Origin of the sequence: Pontibacter cellulosilyticus (genome assembly GCF_014306105.1) — a bacterium.
Lineage (GTDB): Bacteria > Bacteroidota > Bacteroidia > Cytophagales > Hymenobacteraceae > Pontibacter > Pontibacter cellulosilyticus.
Map to the genome: position 1 here is coordinate 153,019 of NZ_JACRVF010000006.1, position 17,471 is coordinate 170,489.

The following is a 17,471-nucleotide window of genomic DNA, read 5'->3' on the forward strand; positions in this document are numbered from 1 at the left end:
ACTTATGATTCTTAGCCTTTAACCTGCTCCACTTCCTTTACGCGCTGTTTTTTCTTCACACCATAGGCAATGGCACCTAGCACTACCATGATAAGTAGGATAGAAGAAACAAGTGAGATGGTGTTACCTAGGAAGTATGACTTTGGAGCAAACTTAAATTCGATAGTATGTTTACCAGCAGGCACCTGCATGGCACGCAGAATATAGTTGGCTCTGATATGGTCTACAGGCTCACCATCTAAGTATGCCTGCCAGCCATCCGCATAGTATACTTCCGAGAACACAACCAAACCGTCCTGCGCTGCCTGGTACTCATACTTCAGGTTATTCGGATTATACTCTACCAGCTCAATGTTTGCGTTGTTGGCAGTGTAGTTCTGCTTTTGTATCGGGAATTTACTTACATCTACTACGGCCGTTTTAGAAGCATCAAAATCGCTCAGCGCTTCCAGTTCCGCATCCGGAGTTTGCACCAACTTTACACTCTCCACAAACCAGGCATTGCCCAATGCGCCCGGCACACGCTGCACCGGCTGCTGCTGATCGCCTGTAATGGCATAACGCGTGTTCAGCATGCGGTATACTTCCAGGTTATTCTGAGAAATGTGACGATCAATCACGTCCTGATAACGGCGCAGCTTGGCACCATGGTAACCACCAATCGACTTATGGTAGTATGAGGTGCGGGCATCGTTAAACGGATTTGGCAAGTAGATCACACGATAGCTCAGGTCTTTGTCCTGCAAGATCATTTGGTCAGCCTGCGTTGGCTGGAAATAATTGGCTACTACCTGGCGCTGGAAATCGTCGTTGTTCAGGTAGCGCTTGTCCACTGCCCAAAGATCAACAAGTACAAGTAAACCTACTCCGGCAATGGCTATCGTTGCAGACAGTTTGTTCTTAACATAGAAGTATAAAATGCCTGCTGCCAGAAGTATAAATACCAGCGAACGCAAGGCATCGGAACGCATCATGCCTTCACGGTCGGCACGGATAGCATCTATCGGGAATTGCGCCTGTATCAGCTGCTGGTCTACTGGAGAAGTAAAGCTGGCGGTGCCGGCAAAAAGCCAAACCAGCAAACAAATGCCTCCGGTTATACCTCCTGATAGCAACAGCTTTTTATCCAGATCTTTTATCTGGCCGTAGTCTCTGAACAACCTCCATAGGGCAAGCATACCCAAAAACGGAATAGTGATCTGGGCAATAACCAGTGCCGATGAAACCGCTCTAAACTTGTTGTACAGCGGGAAGTAATCGAACATGAAGTAGTTAAATGCCTCGAAGTTCTTACCCCAAGCCAGCACGATAGAAAGTATGGTTCCGGCTACCAGCCAGCTGGTCCAGCGACGATCTACGATGAACAGGCCCAACACGAACAGGAACACCATAATGGCACCCACATAAACTGGTCCGCTTGTCATGGGCTGTGGCCCCCAGTACATTGGCAAGCCCTGCTTTACGATTTGCTCGGCTTGTGCCGGTGGGGCTCCTAAATTCAAAAGAGCATTGTATGTTTCAGAGTCAGTTTCTAAAGAAGAACTGCTGCTGCCACCGTAGAAGTCTGGTATCAGCAATGTCATGGTTTCGCTTACGCCATAGCTCCAGTTAAAGGCATACTCCCTGTCTAAGCCACTGCCAACATTCTCACCGCTGTTTGGCTGCGTTAGCTCAGACTTGCCCCTGATGCTGTGCTCGGTATACTCTGCCGTAGTATAAAGCCTGCCAAAGTTTACACCCACTGCAAGTATGGCAGCCACAAGCAATACAGCGCCACGTTTTAGAAGCTCTGCAATCGTGCCGTTTTTCACAGCGAACACAACCTCCGCAATACCAAAAACGATTACAAGCAGGAGCATGTAGTACGTCATCTGCAGGTGATTGAAGTGCAGGTTCAGGGTTAGGCCCAGCGCAAACAGGGCAGCACCCAGCAACAGGTTACGGCGCAGCGCCACAATCAAACCAGCCAAAACCATCGGGATATAAGCAATGGTAAGTGATTTAGTATTGTGCCCTGCCTCTAGGATAATGATGTTATAAGAGGTAAAGGAAACGGCGATAGCCCCTATGATAGCGAGCCACGAGCTCATGCCCATGGCTACAAACAGAATGTAGGCGCACAGCAGCGTGATGAAAATATTACCCGCCAGGGCAGGCATATCAAAAGTAAGTATAGAATGGATTACGCCAGACCAGTCGCCGGGATAGCGGGTGTTGATGAGGTAAGATGGCATACCGCTGAACATGGAATTAGTCCAGAGGGCTTCTTCGCCGGTGGCCTCCCGATAGTCTTGTATCTCTTTGGCGCCGCCTTTAAACTGCAGGATGTCGTGCTGCGAAAGGCCTTTGTCTTCGAACAGTACCGGTGCAAAATACACCGCTGTTAATAGTAGAAAAACTGCTACAGCAATAACGTGCGGGAGCACGTCACGCTTGAAGTTGAAGGGTGTTGTCATATCTTTCAAAATCCTAAAACAGGAGTTGAAAGATACTAGTTTTATTTTACTTCTTCATAATCCACATACTCGCCGCCGTCGAAATCCTTGCGGCCTTTCTGCTCTGGCATGTAGTCTATTTTAACGCCTCCCTTAGTCTTACCATTGTTCTCGCTGTTGTTTCTATGGAAGTCCTGATAAGCCTGTTGCTGCTGCTTCATGTTGCTGTAAAAGAACGTGCCATTGCGAAGGCTCTTTTTCAAAAACAACCCGATCAGGAACCTGAATAGAAATGGCGCTACCAAACGGATGAAGAAGATAATGAGTAGGGTAACAAATATGAATTTGATCATGCTAATGCTTTGTTGCTTAACGGTTATACTGCAAATACAGTACCTATCCTGTTATACAAATCTTTTGCCAACGATTTTGTTTATGCCGTTTTGGCTGGATGTTGCAAAGATAAGAAGTATAGTTGGTTAATGCTTGGGAGTTTGGGTTAGTTCCGCTGCTGTTTGTAAGGTTGATTTAGACTTTGATTCTGCCATTTTATCTAGCAGCCTGTATTCCTCAGTCTTATTTGCTGCCTTGTTTCACCTCTAGCTTTGGTGCCCTCAAGGCCGGGAGGCCTCGTCCTTGGCCATGGCGCTGTCTATTGAAGCTGCTCCTCGCTCCGCTGCGGGCTGCCCTGGCGGGCACCGTAACAATAGAAGACGCTCAACCCAAGAACTGGAAAGGACACTTCTTAGCTAGCGTCTGTTGCGATATGCATATAAGTATAGAACCTCCTAGCTAAAAAGCAACAACCTTAGCCAGGTGCACTAAATGACGGTCCACTTTTTGAGCGGTCAGCGAGTTTGGAGCGTCTTGACTTTTTTGCCTACTTTTTGTGTCAAGACAAAAAGTAGGGCCTAGCCGGCGAGGCGAAAAGCCAAATAAATGTAGACACGTTTAAATCAAGAAAGATTTCCTTTCATAGCCATTGCTTAACCTCCCTTTTACCAAGATCCTTATAGGATGACAGTAAAAAAAGAAAACCATACTTCCACGCAAGATGAAAGCTTACCCCATCCTTAATCACAAGATGGAATCTTACGGCATAAGATATCTACTTTTTTAGGAGAGGGTTAAGCTACCTTATCTCCCCCTGCCAAAGCTTGCCTGCAAACCGATAGACGGAATAAAAGTAAGCCCTGAGAAACTGTAAGCAGCATTATTCAGCAATTTATAGTTGCCGTAGTCTTGGTAATAAATAGTGATAGCCGGCACAAGATATACATACTTAAAGCCAATCCTGGCATTTGCAAAGAGGCCATAAGAACCGAAGCTATTCTCCTCCATGAGAGGGTTTACCCTATCTACTTCACCTCCAACTTTTTTGAATAACTCACCTGGCTCAAAACCATACTCGATAAAGGTGTGGTTATACACTGCGCCAAAGGCTATACTTCCTTTTTCCTCCTCTGGGCCAAAAGACTTACTAAATATTAAAGGCACTGTGATGTCTTTACGCTTGGCTGTGAACTGCAGTACCGGCTGTAACTTGTCTAGGAACAGCTTATCTACCCATTCGGAGCTTTGGCCAGCGTACTGCAACCCAATGCTTCCGTACCAATCGCCTACACCCGGGTTCTCAGGTGTGCCTGTCGGGCCTAAAAACTGGTACTGCGTATCGAACACGTGCACGCCAGAGGCATATTTGTATCCTGCATCTACGCGAGGTGCTAAGCCGTAGCGCACGTAAAAATCAAAGGTAGGCCCTACCGGATCCAGTGAGTATGCCAAGAGTGCCTTGGTGGCAGTCTCTATTTCATCGTCGTAGTAAACAGAGTCTTTTTTCGCGATGGCATCTACCGTTGCTTTAGCAATATCATCTAGCTGGCCGATTGGCTCAGTGGCGATGTTTCCGCCAAAATTAACACCAACCTTAAATTTACCAGGTGCTGTTACCTTACCTGAGTTTATTACGGCACGCGGTGCTGTACAACCGGCTGCAAAAATCAACAAGAGCAAAAAAGCCGAAGCAGCTTTAGCCTTTAAAAGTATACTTTCTTTCATTTTTAAATTTTGATCATCAACATAAACTAACACTACGGGCAAAGCTCTAACTAAGCTTTGTATTAACGCTCAATTATCCGGCCATCTTTTCTGTATTTGCCCTTGCCGCTCCATTTTATTTTCCAGGCTTTGAAATCAGGCGTAATACCCTACGCTTCTGGAGGTGAAGTTAAGCAGTAATTTATCTCCGTAGTATGGTAAAGATCAACTCATACTTTATTAAAGCAGAAGCCCTCTCTTGAAATCAGGAGAGGGCTTCTGCTTTAATATCAGCCAATAATTATTTACTCAAGTATAAATTTCTTTCGGAGTATACTTTTGTAAAGTAATCATCCTGCAGATCGTCGATAAAATAAATGGCCTCGCCTGTAGACTTCATCTCAGGACCAAGCTCCTTGTTCACTTCCGGGAATTTATTGTAAGAGAACACTGGCACTTTGATGGCATATCCTTCTTTGTGCGGGTTAAACTTAAAGTCCTTCACTTTTGCCTCGCCCAGCATAATCTTGGTCGCGTAGTTGATGTACGGCTCACGGTATGCTTTGGCAATGAACGGGAACGTGCGCGACGCTCTAGGGTTAGCCTCAATAATATAAACCACCTCATTTTTAATGGCAAACTGGATATTGATCACACCCACCGTATTCAGGGCTACTGCAATCTTCTTTGTATGCTCTTCTATCTGGCGCATCACGTTTTCGCTCAGGTCGAATGGAGGAAGTACAGCGTAAGAGTCTCCGGAGTGGATACCAGCCGGCTCAATGTGCTCCATAATACCGCAGATATAAACATCCTCCCCATCGCAGATGGCATCGGCCTCCGCTTCAATGGCGTTGTCCAGGAAGTGGTCTAGCAGTACTTTGTTGCCCGGGTGATCCTTTAGCAGGTCGATTACGTGAGCTTCCAGTTCTTTATCGTTGATCACGATCTTCATGTTCTGGCCACCTAATACGTAGCTTGGGCGCACCAGCAACGGAAACTTCAGCTCTTTGCTTAGTTCCAGCGCCTCTTCAGCGGTTTCGATCACAGCAAACGGCGGATAAGGAATACCTAAGTCGCGTAGCAGCGAAGAGAACGAACCACGATCTTCGGCAAGGTCGAGGGCTTGATAGCTTGTTCCCATTACTTTGATGCCGTAGCGATCCAGCTTCTCAGCAAGCTTCAGGGCAGTTTGTCCGCCTAGCTGCACAATTACACCCTCCGGCTTCTCGTGAAGTATAATTTCGTAGATATGCTCCCAGAACACCGGCTCAAAGTATAGCTTGTCCGAGATATCGAAGTCTGTACTTACCGTTTCAGGGTTACAGTTGATCATGATAGTCTCGTAACCGCACTCTTTGGCTGCCAATACGCCGTGCACACAGCTGTAGTCGAACTCAATACCCTGCCCGATACGGTTAGGACCAGAGCCCAGCACTACAACTTTTTTCTTATCCGTAACGATACTTTCGTCTTCGCCCTCAAAGGTGCTGTAAAAGTATGGTGTTTTGGCTTCGAACTCAGCAGCGCAGGTATCTACCATTTTATATACGCGACGGATACCAAGCTCCTGACGCACGTTAAATACCTCGCTCTCTTTGCAACGAAGCAGGTGCGCAATCTGGCGGTCGGCGTAGCCTTTTACCTTTGCCTCGCGCAGCAGTTCTGCCGGCAAAGTAGCCAGATTATACTTCTCTATTTCTTTCTCCATCATATCCAGCTCTTCTATTTGAGCCAGGAACCATGGATCTATTTTGGTAAGATTATGAATAGTGTTGGTAGGTATACCGATGCGCATGGCATCTTTTATACTGAACAGTCTGTTCCAGCTAGGATTCTTGAGGCTATCGATTAAGTAATTGTAGTCTGTTTTTTCCTTGCCGTCGGCACCGATACCATTGCGTTTTATCTCTAAGCTCTGGCAGGCTTTCTGAAGCGCCTCCTGGAAGGTACGACCAATGCCCATTACCTCTCCCACCGACTTCATCTGCAGGCCAAGCGTACGGTTCACACCCGGGAATTTATCGAAGTTCCAGCGCGGGATCTTTACGATAACATAGTCCAGGGCAGGCTCAAAATAGGCAGACGTTGTTTTAGTGATGGCGTTCTTTAGTTCGTCCAGGTTATAGCCTATGGCCAGTTTAGCTGCGATTTTGGCGATTGGATAACCAGTTGCTTTAGAGGCTAACGCCGATGAACGGGATACACGCGGGTTAATCTCAATGGCGATGATAGTGTCATCCTCAGGGCTAACAGAAAACTGCACGTTACAGCCGCCGGCAAATTGCCCAATACCATTCATCATTTTGATGGCCAGGTCGCGCATTTGCTGATACACCGTGTCTGGCAATGTCATGGCTGGAGCTACTGTGATGGAGTCGCCGGTGTGCACACCCATCGGGTCAAAGTTCTCGATGGAACAGATGATGATCACGTTGCCGATATTGTCGCGCAGCAACTCCAGCTCGTACTCTTTCCAGCCAAGTATACTTTGCTCGATAAGCACTTCGTGCACCGGGCTTGCGTGCAGACCTCGGGTAAGAGCAGCATCAAACTCTTCGGGAGTATTTACAAAGCCACCGCCGTAGCCACCGAGTGTAAACGAAGGGCGAATTACGAGCGGGAAACCAATTTCCTGCGCAATTTCCTTGCCTTCCAGAAATGAAGTGGCTGTCTCGCCTTTACAAACATTTACGCCAAGCTCCAGCATTTTCAGGCGGAACTCTTCACGGTCTTCCGTAGTCTCGATTGCCTTTATGTCCACACCTATGATGCGAACGCCGTACTTCTTCCAAATACCTGCTTTATCGCAGTCAATGGCCAGGTTCAGGGCTGTCTGCCCACCCATGGTTGGCAGTACGGCATCAATTTTATGCTTCTCTAAGATCTCTATAATATACTTCTTCTCCAGCGGCTTCAGGTACACATGGTCTGCCGTTACCGGGTCGGTCATGATAGTAGCCGGGTTGGAGTTGATAAGTATAACCTCTATCCCCTCTTCGCGAAGCGAACGGGCAGCTTGGGAGCCAGAGTAATCGAATTCACAGGCTTGACCGATGACGATCGGACCGGAGCCTATGATCAGAACAGATTTAATGGAGGTGTCTTTAGGCATGGTGTGGTATGTATAAATTGCCCAAAGTTAAGGCAAAATGTTGGGGGGTACAAAAGAAAAATGCGCTTATTCTGATTTCCCCCCTTTTCAGCACTACCCCACCAGTCAATTTCCTGCTGCTTTTTTTGTTGTGAGGGCTGTCAAAAAGGACTCTAGCCCCATTGTGCAATGAAACAGAATACAATCGGCTTTGCTTCTCTTATTTATACTTGGCTGCTGCGGCACAAACAAATAGGCAATAATGCGTAAAGTATAAGTATAAACCTTACAACGTATAAAAATGGAAAACCCTAAAGAAGACGATATCATCACGAATGCTGATGAAGGCAAACGTTTACCAGACGAAAATCCGGAGCCACTCAAAGGTGTAAAGAAAGACGAAGTGGAAACCAAGCCGGTAGATATCATGGACAATGAACATGAAGGCAAGGAAGAGGGTGGAAATGTAGCTGCCAAAAATGAAGAGGATACCCGAAAATTAGACGGAAGCAACGCCAATAACCTTCGCACTAAGTAAGAAAATTTAAGTATACACAAGCCACTCCTAATCCTTAAAAAGGGATTAGAGTGGCTTGTTTTTTTGGCCAATAAATCGCGCTATTCCTTGTTTCGCAGATGCCTTTAAGCACCCCAAATAAGCCTCTGCCAAGCACGTCTTTTGTTATATGACATTTTATAGTTAAATCTTTGATTTTTAGAGATAAATGATTAACATTACTATATATGTAGATCCACCCTAAACCCCTTGCTCAAAATGGTATGTTTCGACTCAGAATATCTGCACGTAGAGCTTTATGAGGGACCAAACGTTTTGGTGTCGCAATGGTACGGCAGATGCACTAGCCAACAGTACCGGGAAGCTCTTGTGAAGTTCAACTCATATGTAAGGCTTTATAACGTGCCTTACGCCATTGCCGACAGGCGCCTGCTTCCTGCGCTATCTCCCGAAGACGCTGAATGGACCCTGAACGATTTCCTAGAGCTCTTCTCTAAGCTACCTTTAAAGCGATTCGCCATACTCAATTCCTTCGATGAGGATGCCGTAGTCGACTTCACACGCTTATCAAGCAATAAACGCTTTCCTGTGCCTTTTGAAATACAGGAATTCGAAGACCTTACCTCTGCTTACGACTGGCTGGTTTCTGTAGAGGCTTAGCTAGACGCTAGCACAATACTGCTGCCGCTTTTACCTGCTTTTGCACTACCAGCGTTACCTGCTGGCCAATCTCCGCTCCAACACCTTATCTCACCTAATCTTCTTAACTTGACTACCTGTAGTTAAGCCGGTATTGTTTTTTGCAAAGATTTCTGTTAAAAGAGTATATTAGGCTGCTGTTTATATCACTTTGGCACATGAAAATACTCTTTGCCCTGTTATCCTACCTGCTATTGCCTTGGCACATGCTCTTAGCAGCTGACACGCTACAGCTACGGCAGCATGTACAGGTAACCGACAGGGCAAAAGCCAGAAACCACCACAACCTGCACGAGCTAAACCAAACGGCTGATTACATCAAAGCTGATTTCTCGGAACTGCAGGGGCAGGCAACGGAGCAGGTATACCGTGTAAACGGAAACTACTACTGCAATATCATTCTTTCTACGGGGCCAGCAGATGCACCACGCTTGGTAGTAGGCGCCGTGTACAAAGCTATACTTACCCTGCGATCTTAAACCCTATGCTTTATACTTTACTCAAGCTTATTTACCAGGCTGGCCTGTGGGTGTTCTTTAAGAAGTTTGAGGTGCGCAACCGTCACCTGATCCCAGGCAAAGGGCCGTTGCTGGTGGTGTCTAACCACCCCAACACCTTTATGGACCCAATCGTAACAGCCTCGCTGCTGGAGCAGCCGGTGTACTTTATCGCCAAGAGCACGGTGTTTGGAGGCAAGTTTCAGAATTGGATGCTGCGCCAGATGCACCTGATCCCGATAAACCGACGCGAAGACAACCCGGAGCAGCCCATTAGTAACGAAGAGGCCTTCGCAGCCAGTTACCAGGCACTTAAGAAAGGAAAAACCATACTTATTTTCCCGGAGGGCAACAGCTTTAACCAGCGCCGCCTCCGCAAAATAAAAACCGGTACTGCGCGCATTGCCCTTGGCGTGGAGGCAGAGAACCAAAACATGCTCGGATTAAGAATTTTGCCTGTCGGCTTAAACTACTCTGCCCCTACCCGCTTCCGAAGCAATGTATTTGTAAACTTTGGTGAGCCAATCAAAGTAGCCGACTATGCCCGCGACTTTGAAAGAGATCCGCAGGAGGCAGTGCTTGCCCTTACAGATGTAGTTAGAAACCGTATGGAGAAGCTCATCATTCATACACCTACAGACGAGGAAGATGAGCTGGCACAACAGGTAGAGGTGCTGTACAAAAAACAGATTGCTGCAACAGCTCCGGCCTCTGCTCCGCCCCACGAGCACGATTTTATACTTAGCCGCGCCATCGTAAAAAGTATAAACCATTTTAGCCAGACGGCACCTGCACGTGTCGCCGCACTTAAGCAACGCATCAGTAACTATATGCTGCAACTAAAGCGCCTGGAGTTACATGATGCAGTGCTGGGCAAAAGACACCACGACATTATCCGCCGAAGTATAATTGGCTTATTGCTGATGGTGCTGGGAATACCGGTATACTTGTACGGACTAGTGCACAACTACATCCCTTACATTATTCCATCCAAGGTGGCACGTGCGGTTACCAAAGAGGAAGAATGGTATGCTCCTATCATGCTTACCACCGGTATTTTTAGCTTCCCGTTGTTTTATGCGTTGGAAGTATGGCTGGTGGAGTATTTGTTTGATATTGGCCTGCCTTGGCTGTTTTTGTACGCGCTAAGTCTGCCGCTGAGTGGTTTCTTTACCCTTGGTTACTGGAACAGTGCACTGCGCACACAAGAGCACTGGCTGCTGTTGCGCCTGTTCTTTAAGCGCCAACACGTAGTAGATAACCTGCGTGCACAACGTACGGCAATTATTGCCGAGCTGGAGCAGGCAAGGCATGATTACCTGCAGCAACGCGAAGAACCCGCAGCTTAGCCTATCAATTTAAGCCTGTACTCCGTAAAAGCTAAAATACCAAAACACGAAAAAATGAAAAAAACATATGCCTTTATACTTGCCGGCACACTTATGGCTGCTACTGCACTCACAGGTTGCGGCACCGAGAACACAACCGGCGTAGACACGGTTACAACAGAAAATGAAGTGGATGGCCGCCTGAACAACGAAATGGAAGGCGACACGACAAACGAAAATATCAGTCCTCTGGACACCTCAGAAACACAAAACACAACGGTGCCAACTAATAGCAACTCAAATTAATTTAAAGCAGAAAGACATGGGGCCGGTATGTTATACACCGGCCCCATGTCTTTTTTTAGTCTTTATCTTTGTCGCTGAGGGCATAGCCTAGTGCGGCTGCTACCAAGCCTCCTAGTAAGTAATAGCCTACCGTCATGACTTGTGTTTTAGTTGTTTTGTTACTAGGCTCCTCGCCCAGGCCTAAAGGGCCTGGCAACAGTACGGCTCCAACACCCGCAGCGGCACCCAAGGCAGCACCACGCCACCAAGCGCTCTTGCCTGTGCCAGCCAAGCTATAGTATAACGAGTTCGATAAGACGTCGCCGGCAAGTGCCCAGGTATGCAGTTCATCTTTGTCCTGCGGCGGCTCCGCATCAGCTTTTGTCATTAGTTTTTCGATGGAGCGCATTCCCAGCACATCCATGCGTGGCGCATTGGGCACGAATCTTCGCAGCGACTCGTGTACCATCGTCAGCACCACGGCTCCTGCCAGGCCGCTTGCCATGGCTTTTAATGCATCGTTCATAGTTTATATTTTGTATTTTGTTCTGCTTATATTTTTTAACTGATGCCACTGTTAAAGGTTATAATTTACCCAGAGGCTAGTCAACTACCTTTATCACAAGCGCCTCAACACTATCCTCTCCAATTTTTCTTTCATCGGTAGGGCTGTCAAACACAACCAGCACGTGCTTTTCGTCAAACACGGCCAGTCCTTCGGCTTTGTCTTTGCCGGAGTTGGCCCCGGTGCCGTGCGGAACTTCGTACAGGCGTTCCAGTTCGTTGTGGTGCACCATATGCTCCGATCTGCCCACCAATGCTCCGGGCCAACGGTAGATGGCAATCACACCATCCAGATCCATGGTAGGGCCGGCTAATATGTACAGGTCGTCTCCGAAAACGCGCAGTTCCCGAATGCCTTTACCGCGCAGGTTTAGAAAGTGCTTTTTGTAGTAGTGCTCGCTAGTTAGTTTCTTTAAATGAAGGGTGCCTTCCTCATCTTCCTCCACCTCAACTTCAAGTATAACAGCCCAACCTCTTAGCACAGGCCCACGCAGGCCAAGATAAATTTTGCTGCCGTGGGTAGCAAGGCCTTCTATATCGAAGCCGTTGTCTTTGCCCGGTATACTTATAAAAGGCCCCAGGTGCTCATCCTGCTCCAGCACCTCCGTTAACAGACTACTGGTGGTGTCTCCGCGCAACTGAGCTGCCCTTAATGTATGGCCAGGCTTCTTAGGGTCTTCTGCCTCTTTGTGCAGTTCATAATGGCCGTTTTGCTCATTTTTGATGATAGGGATACGAGCCAGCACATAGCGGTTCGGGTCACTGGCTACTTCTGCCAACCGCTGCATCTGCTTTTTTATACTTTGGTGGCGCTTCGGCTTTTTGCGCTTCAGGCTGTGCGAACCTATTATCCAGAGGTAGCTGTTAGCCATACCTATACCTTCTATGTCTATCTCGCTTTTGTCTTTGGCAGGCAGCTCCAGGTACTTAGCCAGCTCGAAAGAAGTATGATCCGCAAACGAACCGTCTTCCTGGAGGGACAGGCGCTCCAAGGTAGTTCGTTCGTCGCAGCTAAGCCACAGGTTGTTTTCGGTGCGCAGGGCAGCGGATAGGCCATCGCGTACGTGCTTGTCGTTTGCAATGCTTAACTCGTTCTTAAAGCGAAGTATAATTTTGTCTGACATAGTTACGGTTGGGGTTAAAAGTATAGTTTACGCTGAAGCAAGGTATAGGTATGCAGCAGATTGTGGCGGTAAAACTAAAGGCAAAAAAGGCGCCGGACAAAACTGCCCGGCGCCTTTCTTATGCTCTTAGATCAGGCTATTATCTAGGACTGATGTTCGGAGACTTGCCTTTGTTGTTGTTCTTCTTGTTGGTTATAGAGCTAACCTTGTTTTTTACATTGGCTTTGCCCTTTGGACCCATTGCCAACCAACCTGCACCCAGTGCCAGCAGAGAACCACCTATCACTTTTTGAGTAGTGCTCAGGCTATTTACTTTTTGCATAGCTGTGTTTCCAAACTGCTGCAATTTATCCTGAACGTTCTTCATACCGCCCTGTCCGGTTGTGCCTTGCTGGTTGCTGCGGCCCTGCATAGAGCTTGAGCTCGACCCTGATGTGCTGCGGCCTGACTGCTGATTTTGCTGCGAAGAACCTGATGGTGATGAACTGCTAGAACTTGTCATGTTGCTTCTGTTTTGTGAAGCGTTAGATGACTGGTTGCTATTTGAAGATCCCTGCATGCTGCTAGGATTTGATGTATTTCTATTGCTAGGATTATTCTGTTTGTTTTCCATGGTCTTATTTAATTTACGTTAACTTCTATTCAATTTTTTGACCCTGGAGCAGCTAGCCGCTTCCAAAGGCCCTAGACTTATTTTATCGCTAAAAACTAACCCAAGGTTACACTTTTTATACATTTACACAAACACAACCAACTAAAACAAATTATATTTATATATAGCTCAAATATCAAAACTACGCGTTTTACAGGTTAACCAACACTAGTTAAGTACAATTTGAATTCCTTTTACAGCTGTAACCCTCTCAGCTTCGACAGAGCCTCTAAGGTCTTCTCCCATTCATCCTGTTTTTCCTGCTGCTTGGGTGCCTTGGCATAAAAGCCGAGCACGTTGCTGCGCAATTTTCCGGTTATATGCTCAAAGTCTTTTTTAGAAAGTCTTTTCAAAAGTTCTGCGTAGGTTTCGTCGGCTAGTTCATAGTCACCGAGTGCAATCTCCTCTCCTGTATCCAGCTGCAGGTTCTGCAGGCTAGGCTGCTGTTTTGTCTGTAGCGGCTTTAATTTCCCGTTATAGGCTTCTACTGTTTTGTTGAAGCTCTCCATAAAAAATTCTTCGGCCTGTGGTGTAGGTGGCACCAATGCCAACGGCCTTAACGGTCCAATTTTAGGTAGCACCCTTATAATCCAGGAGGTAAAGCGGGTAAAGATATTAGGCTTATCGTAGCAGTTGCCCCATTGTTCATGGTAGCGCGCCATTCGCATCCGGTACACAAACTCCTGGCGTGTTGCTCCTGGGTTTTCCGCCTGTATCTCATCTTTTTTGGCGTGCCAGGCAGCCTTTGTAAGTTCCGGAATCAACCCCCTGATGGTATAGCGATAAGACCCGATAGCCAGTGGCAGGCTTACAAACACATCTTTCAGCTCTAGGCTGTATGTTTGCAGGAATGCCCTCTCCAACACTTCAGGTGCTACCTCAAACCCGATAAAGTTTTTGTAGTTCTCAGGGGCATAGTTGCCACGCGCAACCTGCAGCACATCAAAACCGAACTCTGTTTTAATATGAGAAACCGGGTCATCTGCATAGGTTACAGTATCGCCATACTTTGCTCCTACCTTAGGGTATACTATGGGCACAGCTCTGTTTGTACCTATAGGATGCCCATAAATATCGGCGTTGTAATGCGCCAAAGCACCCAGAGAAAAGGCTAACTCGTCCAGCGTTTGGGAGGAGGAGATCAGGTTTTCTACGAAATCGCCGGTACGCACATAGTGCACCAGGTCTGTGAAGAAAGCGTTTCCGAAAGGAAAGTAGCCCATGTCCTGAATAATGGAGCCCCCATAGGCGTAGGCGTGGGCCTTTCGCAGCTCTTCTTCTGTGGCGTTAGGATAGTATTTAAGTAAAACCGGCTGAAGGCTTTTCTCCCAGGCTGCATCTACGATGGCCTGGTGCGTGAGTACACTATAAGCAGATGCGCCGGCAGGCATAAGCAGGCATCCGAGAAGTATAAGGGCGAAGCAGTAAAAACTGCGGTATATTTTAAGTCGCATAACATAGAAAGTACGAGATACGCGACAAAAGGTATATCCGCTACTCAGTGTGGTTATTAAACGGGAGCTTATTTTTACGGTACATCATCACCTCTACCAGGCTTACGCCTACTAGCATCCACAGCAGCCCCAGCAGGAAACCGGCCAGCACATCAGACAGGTAGTGTACACCTAAATATATCCGGCTAAACCCAATAAGCACACTAAGTATAACAGCACTCCAAAGGCACAGCTTCTGATACCTGCTTTTGCTATAGTGCCTATACATAAAATAAGCCAGCATCCCATACAGAGCCAGCGCAGTGGTGGCATGCCCACTCGGGAAGGAATAGTGTACTACTTCATAATAGGCTACATCGGCTGGCCTGGCGCGACTGATAAATGTTTTACCATACCTTACCGAAAGTCCCATTCCACCCATTACCAACCAAAAAGCAATAATAGCTACAAAACGCCTCCGGTACAGAAAGATACCTGTTACGATGGCTCCAACAATAAATACTGCTTCCTGATCTCCGAGCCGGGTTACAAGAAACAGGAATTGGCTTAGCCACGTTGAGCGCATGTCATACAGCAAGGTAGTAAACTCTTTGTCTGCCATTACTATCCACTCGGCATCCATTACGCTCTCTGTAAGCTCTGAGAGCAGACTTACATTTACAAAGGCCAGTACAGTAACTAGCGTTAAAGGCAACCCTAAAAAGCTTTTCGTATGAAAGCGCTCTCCTATAAATGAGGTTAGTTTTGGAAACTTCTCCTGGAAATCCTGTACTAGTGAAAGGTTCAGAATCCAGTGCCTTGCTTTTCTTACTTTATGAGAGAGTAGGTTCTTCATGGGCAATTGCTGACTTGTATCAACTATACGCAACTGAATGGGTTTGTTTTAAAGATGCCGTTATTGCCTTGCATTTAAGCGGGTTACACTCTTAAAAGCAGGCTATAACACAACTATACCCCTCTATATAAAGTACATAATTAATATGAAGGGGATAGATCATGTGTTTGACAAGATAATGCTCGCAACAGGAATTGCCTTGTTGGTTTTATTCTGGTGGCAGTTTCCTGCTATGCCTTCCCCGGATCAACAGCACTACACCTCCTATACTTCACCCACAGAGGGGATCACCTCTACTTCTAAATGGACATATATAAGGCCAGATAAGGCACTTACGCCACGCCAGGTTATTCGCATACAGATGCGCGCACTCCAGGAAAACGACCAACAGGATAGCGGCATTATCACTGTGTTTAATTTCTCGTCGCCTAAAAACAAGATGCACATAGGCCCTATAAATCACTTTAGACTTATTGTCCGTGACCCTGCTTATCGCACCATGTTAAACTTTAAAAGTTACAAAACGGGGCAGCTAGTGGTGGCAGATGATAAAGCATACCAGTTAGTGGTAATTACAGGCCGCGACGGGACAGAAGAGGTGTACATGTTTATACTTGCCAAGCAACGCAAAGGCAACTACAAAGGCTGTTGGATGACAGAAGGCATTGCGCGCATGGAGCCAGGCAGACAAACTAGCCTAACCTAAGTATAAAGTATACTTACAACGCAAGCTCCATTTTAATATCGGCACGCTCATAGATACTGGGCGGCATAGGCACCTCTACGAAGCCGAGGCGCTTATACAGGTTTAGTGCGGTTTCCAGGCGCCTGTTAGAAACCAGGTATAATTTGTGCCCACCAACACGTTTGGCTCTGTCTATAGCAGCCTCTCCCAGCATTTTACCTATTTTCATGCCCTGCATTTTAGGTGCTACAGCCATTTTTGCCAGCTCATACACACCATCACCGTCATTTATAAGGGCGCAGGTGCCAACCGGCTCACCATTAAAAAGCGCAATTAAAATATGCCCGCCCTTGCTGATGATATACCCCTGTGGGTCTGAGAGGGATCTGTTATCAGCATCCTCCATCACAAAATACTTTGATATCCACTCGTGGTTAAGGTCGTAGAAGGCCTTTGCGTAAAACAGGTTAAAGTCTACGATCTGGATAGCGGACGGAGTATTGTAATGCTGTGCCATGGTGTGTCTGGTGCGAAAGCACAAAATTACACGAAGCGCTACTTTACTCAAAATCCAGTTGCTATAAATGAAGTACAACTTTAGAACCAAACGCGTAAAGCAAGTATGAGCGTTACCATTCCTCTTTGGCTGCCTATAGCCTATACTTTATTTCTGCTGATACTCATACCCGTGTACTGGAAACACTACGGCCCGGCCAATTTCCTGTGGTTTTCTGATATTTCACTTTTTGCAGTAGGCATTGTCCTCTGGACCGAAAGCCAGTTACTGATAAGTATGGTAGCCGTTGGTGTGCTGGCGCTGGAGATCTTCTGGAACGTAGATTACTTTGGTAGCCTGATACTGCGCAAACCATTGTTTGGATTAAGCTTTTACATGTTCGACAGCAGTAAAAGCCTGTTTCTGCGCGGGCTATCTTTGTTTCATGTTGCCTTACCTGCCATCGTTATCTGGCTGCTACTGGAGTGGGGCTACGACACAAAGGCAATTTACCTGCAAACTTTACTCACCTGGCTGGTGCTGCCGATAGTTTACCTCTATACCGATCCTGAAGAAAACATTAACTGGGTTTTTGGTCCCGGCAGCAAACCGCAGCACAAGGTTCCGCGCCGTTTATACTTTTGGATGATGATGCTGTTTTACCCGTTGATTGTTTTTCTGCCGTCTCACCTTATACTTAAGTGGCTCTTTAACTAACTATAAAGTATAAAAGCGGGCTACTGTGCCCGCTTTTATACTTTATAATGCT

17 protein-coding genes are annotated in these 17,471 nt (G+C 46.8%); 7 read left to right on the top strand and 10 right to left on the bottom strand.

The features are described from left to right. Positions 1–11 precede the first annotated feature (11 nt). From H8S84_RS18295 to carB, 4 genes are all read right to left on the bottom strand, one after another. Positions 12–2,456, bottom strand: a complete 2,445-nt coding sequence (locus H8S84_RS18295) for a YfhO family protein (protein WP_187068833.1) — start codon at positions 2,454–2,456, stop codon at positions 12–14. A gap of 41 nt (positions 2,457–2,497) precedes the next feature. Next, positions 2,498–2,788, bottom strand: a complete 291-nt coding sequence (locus H8S84_RS18300) for a DUF4834 family protein (RefSeq protein ID WP_187068834.1) — start codon at positions 2,786–2,788, stop codon at positions 2,498–2,500. Between the two features lie 784 nt (positions 2,789–3,572). Continuing rightward, on the bottom strand, positions 3,573–4,493 hold the full coding sequence (locus H8S84_RS18305; protein WP_187068835.1) for a hypothetical protein: 921 nt from the start codon (positions 4,491–4,493) through the stop codon (positions 3,573–3,575). Between the two features lie 280 nt (positions 4,494–4,773). Beyond that, positions 4,774–7,587 carry a carbamoyl-phosphate synthase large subunit gene (carB, locus tag H8S84_RS18310; RefSeq protein WP_187068836.1) on the bottom strand — a complete coding sequence of 938 codons (2,814 nt, stop codon included), beginning with the start codon at positions 7,585–7,587 and terminating at the stop codon, positions 4,774–4,776. 280 nt (positions 7,588–7,867) lie between these two features. Between carB and H8S84_RS18315 the strand changes: the two genes are divergently transcribed. The 5 genes from H8S84_RS18315 (at position 7,868) to H8S84_RS18335 (ending at position 10,913) form a co-directional block, all read left to right on the top strand. Beyond that, entirely contained in the window at positions 7,868–8,104 is a 237-nt protein-coding gene (locus tag H8S84_RS18315) for a hypothetical protein (protein WP_187068837.1), read from the top strand. Positions 8,105–8,341: 237 nt separating this feature from the next. After that, positions 8,342–8,743 carry a hypothetical protein gene (locus tag H8S84_RS18320; protein ID WP_187068838.1) on the top strand — a complete coding sequence of 134 codons (402 nt, stop codon included), beginning with the start codon at positions 8,342–8,344 and terminating at the stop codon, positions 8,741–8,743. Between the two features lie 197 nt (positions 8,744–8,940). Further along, entirely contained in the window at positions 8,941–9,261 is a 321-nt protein-coding gene (locus tag H8S84_RS18325; protein WP_187068839.1) for a zinc-binding metallopeptidase family protein, read from the top strand. A 5-nt stretch (positions 9,262–9,266) separates the two neighbouring features. Beyond that, complete coding sequence (locus tag H8S84_RS18330; RefSeq protein WP_187068840.1) at positions 9,267–10,628, top strand: lysophospholipid acyltransferase family protein; 1,362 nt, start codon at positions 9,267–9,269, stop codon at positions 10,626–10,628. A gap of 54 nt (positions 10,629–10,682) precedes the next feature. Next, a complete protein-coding gene (locus H8S84_RS18335; protein ID WP_187068841.1) occupies positions 10,683–10,913 on the top strand; it encodes a hypothetical protein in 231 nt (76 codons plus the stop codon). A gap of 55 nt (positions 10,914–10,968) precedes the next feature. Here H8S84_RS18335 and H8S84_RS18340 read toward each other — a convergent pair whose 3' ends face one another. The 5 genes from H8S84_RS18340 to H8S84_RS18360 form a co-directional block, all read right to left on the bottom strand. Continuing rightward, positions 10,969–11,418, bottom strand: a complete 450-nt coding sequence (locus H8S84_RS18340) for a hypothetical protein (protein ID WP_187068842.1) — start codon at positions 11,416–11,418, stop codon at positions 10,969–10,971. A 76-nt stretch (positions 11,419–11,494) separates the two neighbouring features. Continuing rightward, positions 11,495–12,580: a DUF3616 domain-containing protein gene (locus H8S84_RS18345; RefSeq protein WP_187068843.1), complete on the bottom strand. Its 1,086-nt coding sequence runs from the start codon at positions 12,578–12,580 to the stop codon at positions 11,495–11,497. Positions 12,581–12,719: 139 nt separating this feature from the next. Continuing rightward, positions 12,720–13,193: a hypothetical protein gene (locus H8S84_RS18350; RefSeq protein WP_187068844.1), complete on the bottom strand. Its 474-nt coding sequence runs from the start codon at positions 13,191–13,193 to the stop codon at positions 12,720–12,722. Between the two features lie 233 nt (positions 13,194–13,426). Continuing rightward, the gene (locus H8S84_RS18355) at positions 13,427–14,686 is read right to left on the bottom strand and encodes a zinc dependent phospholipase C family protein (protein ID WP_187068845.1); all 1,260 of its coding nucleotides are present in this window, start codon (positions 14,684–14,686) and stop codon (positions 13,427–13,429) included. Between the two features lie 40 nt (positions 14,687–14,726). Then, the gene (locus tag H8S84_RS18360) at positions 14,727–15,521 is read right to left on the bottom strand and encodes a phosphatase PAP2 family protein (protein ID WP_187068846.1); all 795 of its coding nucleotides are present in this window, start codon (positions 15,519–15,521) and stop codon (positions 14,727–14,729) included. A gap of 145 nt (positions 15,522–15,666) precedes the next feature. Here H8S84_RS18360 and H8S84_RS18365 point away from each other — a divergent pair, with 145 nt between their 5' ends. After that, the gene (locus tag H8S84_RS18365) at positions 15,667–16,227 is read left to right on the top strand and encodes a DUF4864 domain-containing protein (protein ID WP_187068847.1); all 561 of its coding nucleotides are present in this window, start codon (positions 15,667–15,669) and stop codon (positions 16,225–16,227) included. 13 nt (positions 16,228–16,240) lie between these two features. Here H8S84_RS18365 and H8S84_RS18370 read toward each other — a convergent pair whose 3' ends face one another. Next, positions 16,241–16,723: a GNAT family N-acetyltransferase gene (locus H8S84_RS18370; protein ID WP_187068848.1), complete on the bottom strand. Its 483-nt coding sequence runs from the start codon at positions 16,721–16,723 to the stop codon at positions 16,241–16,243. A gap of 105 nt (positions 16,724–16,828) precedes the next feature. Between H8S84_RS18370 and H8S84_RS18375 the strand changes: the two genes are divergently transcribed. Beyond that, entirely contained in the window at positions 16,829–17,419 is a 591-nt protein-coding gene (locus tag H8S84_RS18375; protein ID WP_187068849.1) for a membrane-associated protein, read from the top strand. Positions 17,420–17,471: the final 52 nt, after the last annotated feature.

Bases quoted from the DNA above. Each gene is read 5' to 3' on its own strand.
- H8S84_RS18325 (WP_187068839.1), top strand. From the start codon at position 8,941: ATGAAAATACTCTTTGCCCTGTTATCCTACCTGCTATTGCCTTGGCAC.
- H8S84_RS18345 (WP_187068843.1), bottom strand. From the start codon at position 12,580: ATGTCAGACAAAATTATACTTCGCTTTAAGAACGAGTTAAGCATTGCA.
- H8S84_RS18370 (WP_187068848.1), bottom strand. From the start codon at position 16,723: ATGGCACAGCATTACAATACTCCGTCCGCTATCCAGATCGTAGACTTT.
- H8S84_RS18320 (WP_187068838.1), top strand. From the start codon at position 8,342: ATGGTATGTTTCGACTCAGAATATCTGCACGTAGAGCTTTATGAGGGA.
- H8S84_RS18300 (WP_187068834.1), bottom strand. From the start codon at position 2,788: ATGATCAAATTCATATTTGTTACCCTACTCATTATCTTCTTCATCCGT.
- H8S84_RS18355 (WP_187068845.1), bottom strand. From the start codon at position 14,686: ATGCGACTTAAAATATACCGCAGTTTTTACTGCTTCGCCCTTATACTT.
- H8S84_RS18305 (WP_187068835.1), bottom strand. From the start codon at position 4,493: ATGAAAGAAAGTATACTTTTAAAGGCTAAAGCTGCTTCGGCTTTTTTG.
- H8S84_RS18350 (WP_187068844.1), bottom strand. From the start codon at position 13,193: ATGGAAAACAAACAGAATAATCCTAGCAATAGAAATACATCAAATCCT.
- H8S84_RS18315 (WP_187068837.1), top strand. From the start codon at position 7,868: ATGGAAAACCCTAAAGAAGACGATATCATCACGAATGCTGATGAAGGC.
- H8S84_RS18365 (WP_187068847.1), top strand. From the start codon at position 15,667: ATGAAGGGGATAGATCATGTGTTTGACAAGATAATGCTCGCAACAGGA.
- H8S84_RS18375 (WP_187068849.1), top strand. From the start codon at position 16,829: ATGAGCGTTACCATTCCTCTTTGGCTGCCTATAGCCTATACTTTATTT.
- H8S84_RS18330 (WP_187068840.1), top strand. From the start codon at position 9,267: ATGCTTTATACTTTACTCAAGCTTATTTACCAGGCTGGCCTGTGGGTG.
- carB (WP_187068836.1), bottom strand. From the start codon at position 7,587: ATGCCTAAAGACACCTCCATTAAATCTGTTCTGATCATAGGCTCCGGT.
- H8S84_RS18340 (WP_187068842.1), bottom strand. From the start codon at position 11,418: ATGAACGATGCATTAAAAGCCATGGCAAGCGGCCTGGCAGGAGCCGTG.
- H8S84_RS18295 (WP_187068833.1), bottom strand. From the start codon at position 2,456: ATGACAACACCCTTCAACTTCAAGCGTGACGTGCTCCCGCACGTTATT.
- H8S84_RS18360 (WP_187068846.1), bottom strand. From the start codon at position 15,521: ATGAAGAACCTACTCTCTCATAAAGTAAGAAAAGCAAGGCACTGGATT.
- H8S84_RS18335 (WP_187068841.1), top strand. From the start codon at position 10,683: ATGAAAAAAACATATGCCTTTATACTTGCCGGCACACTTATGGCTGCT.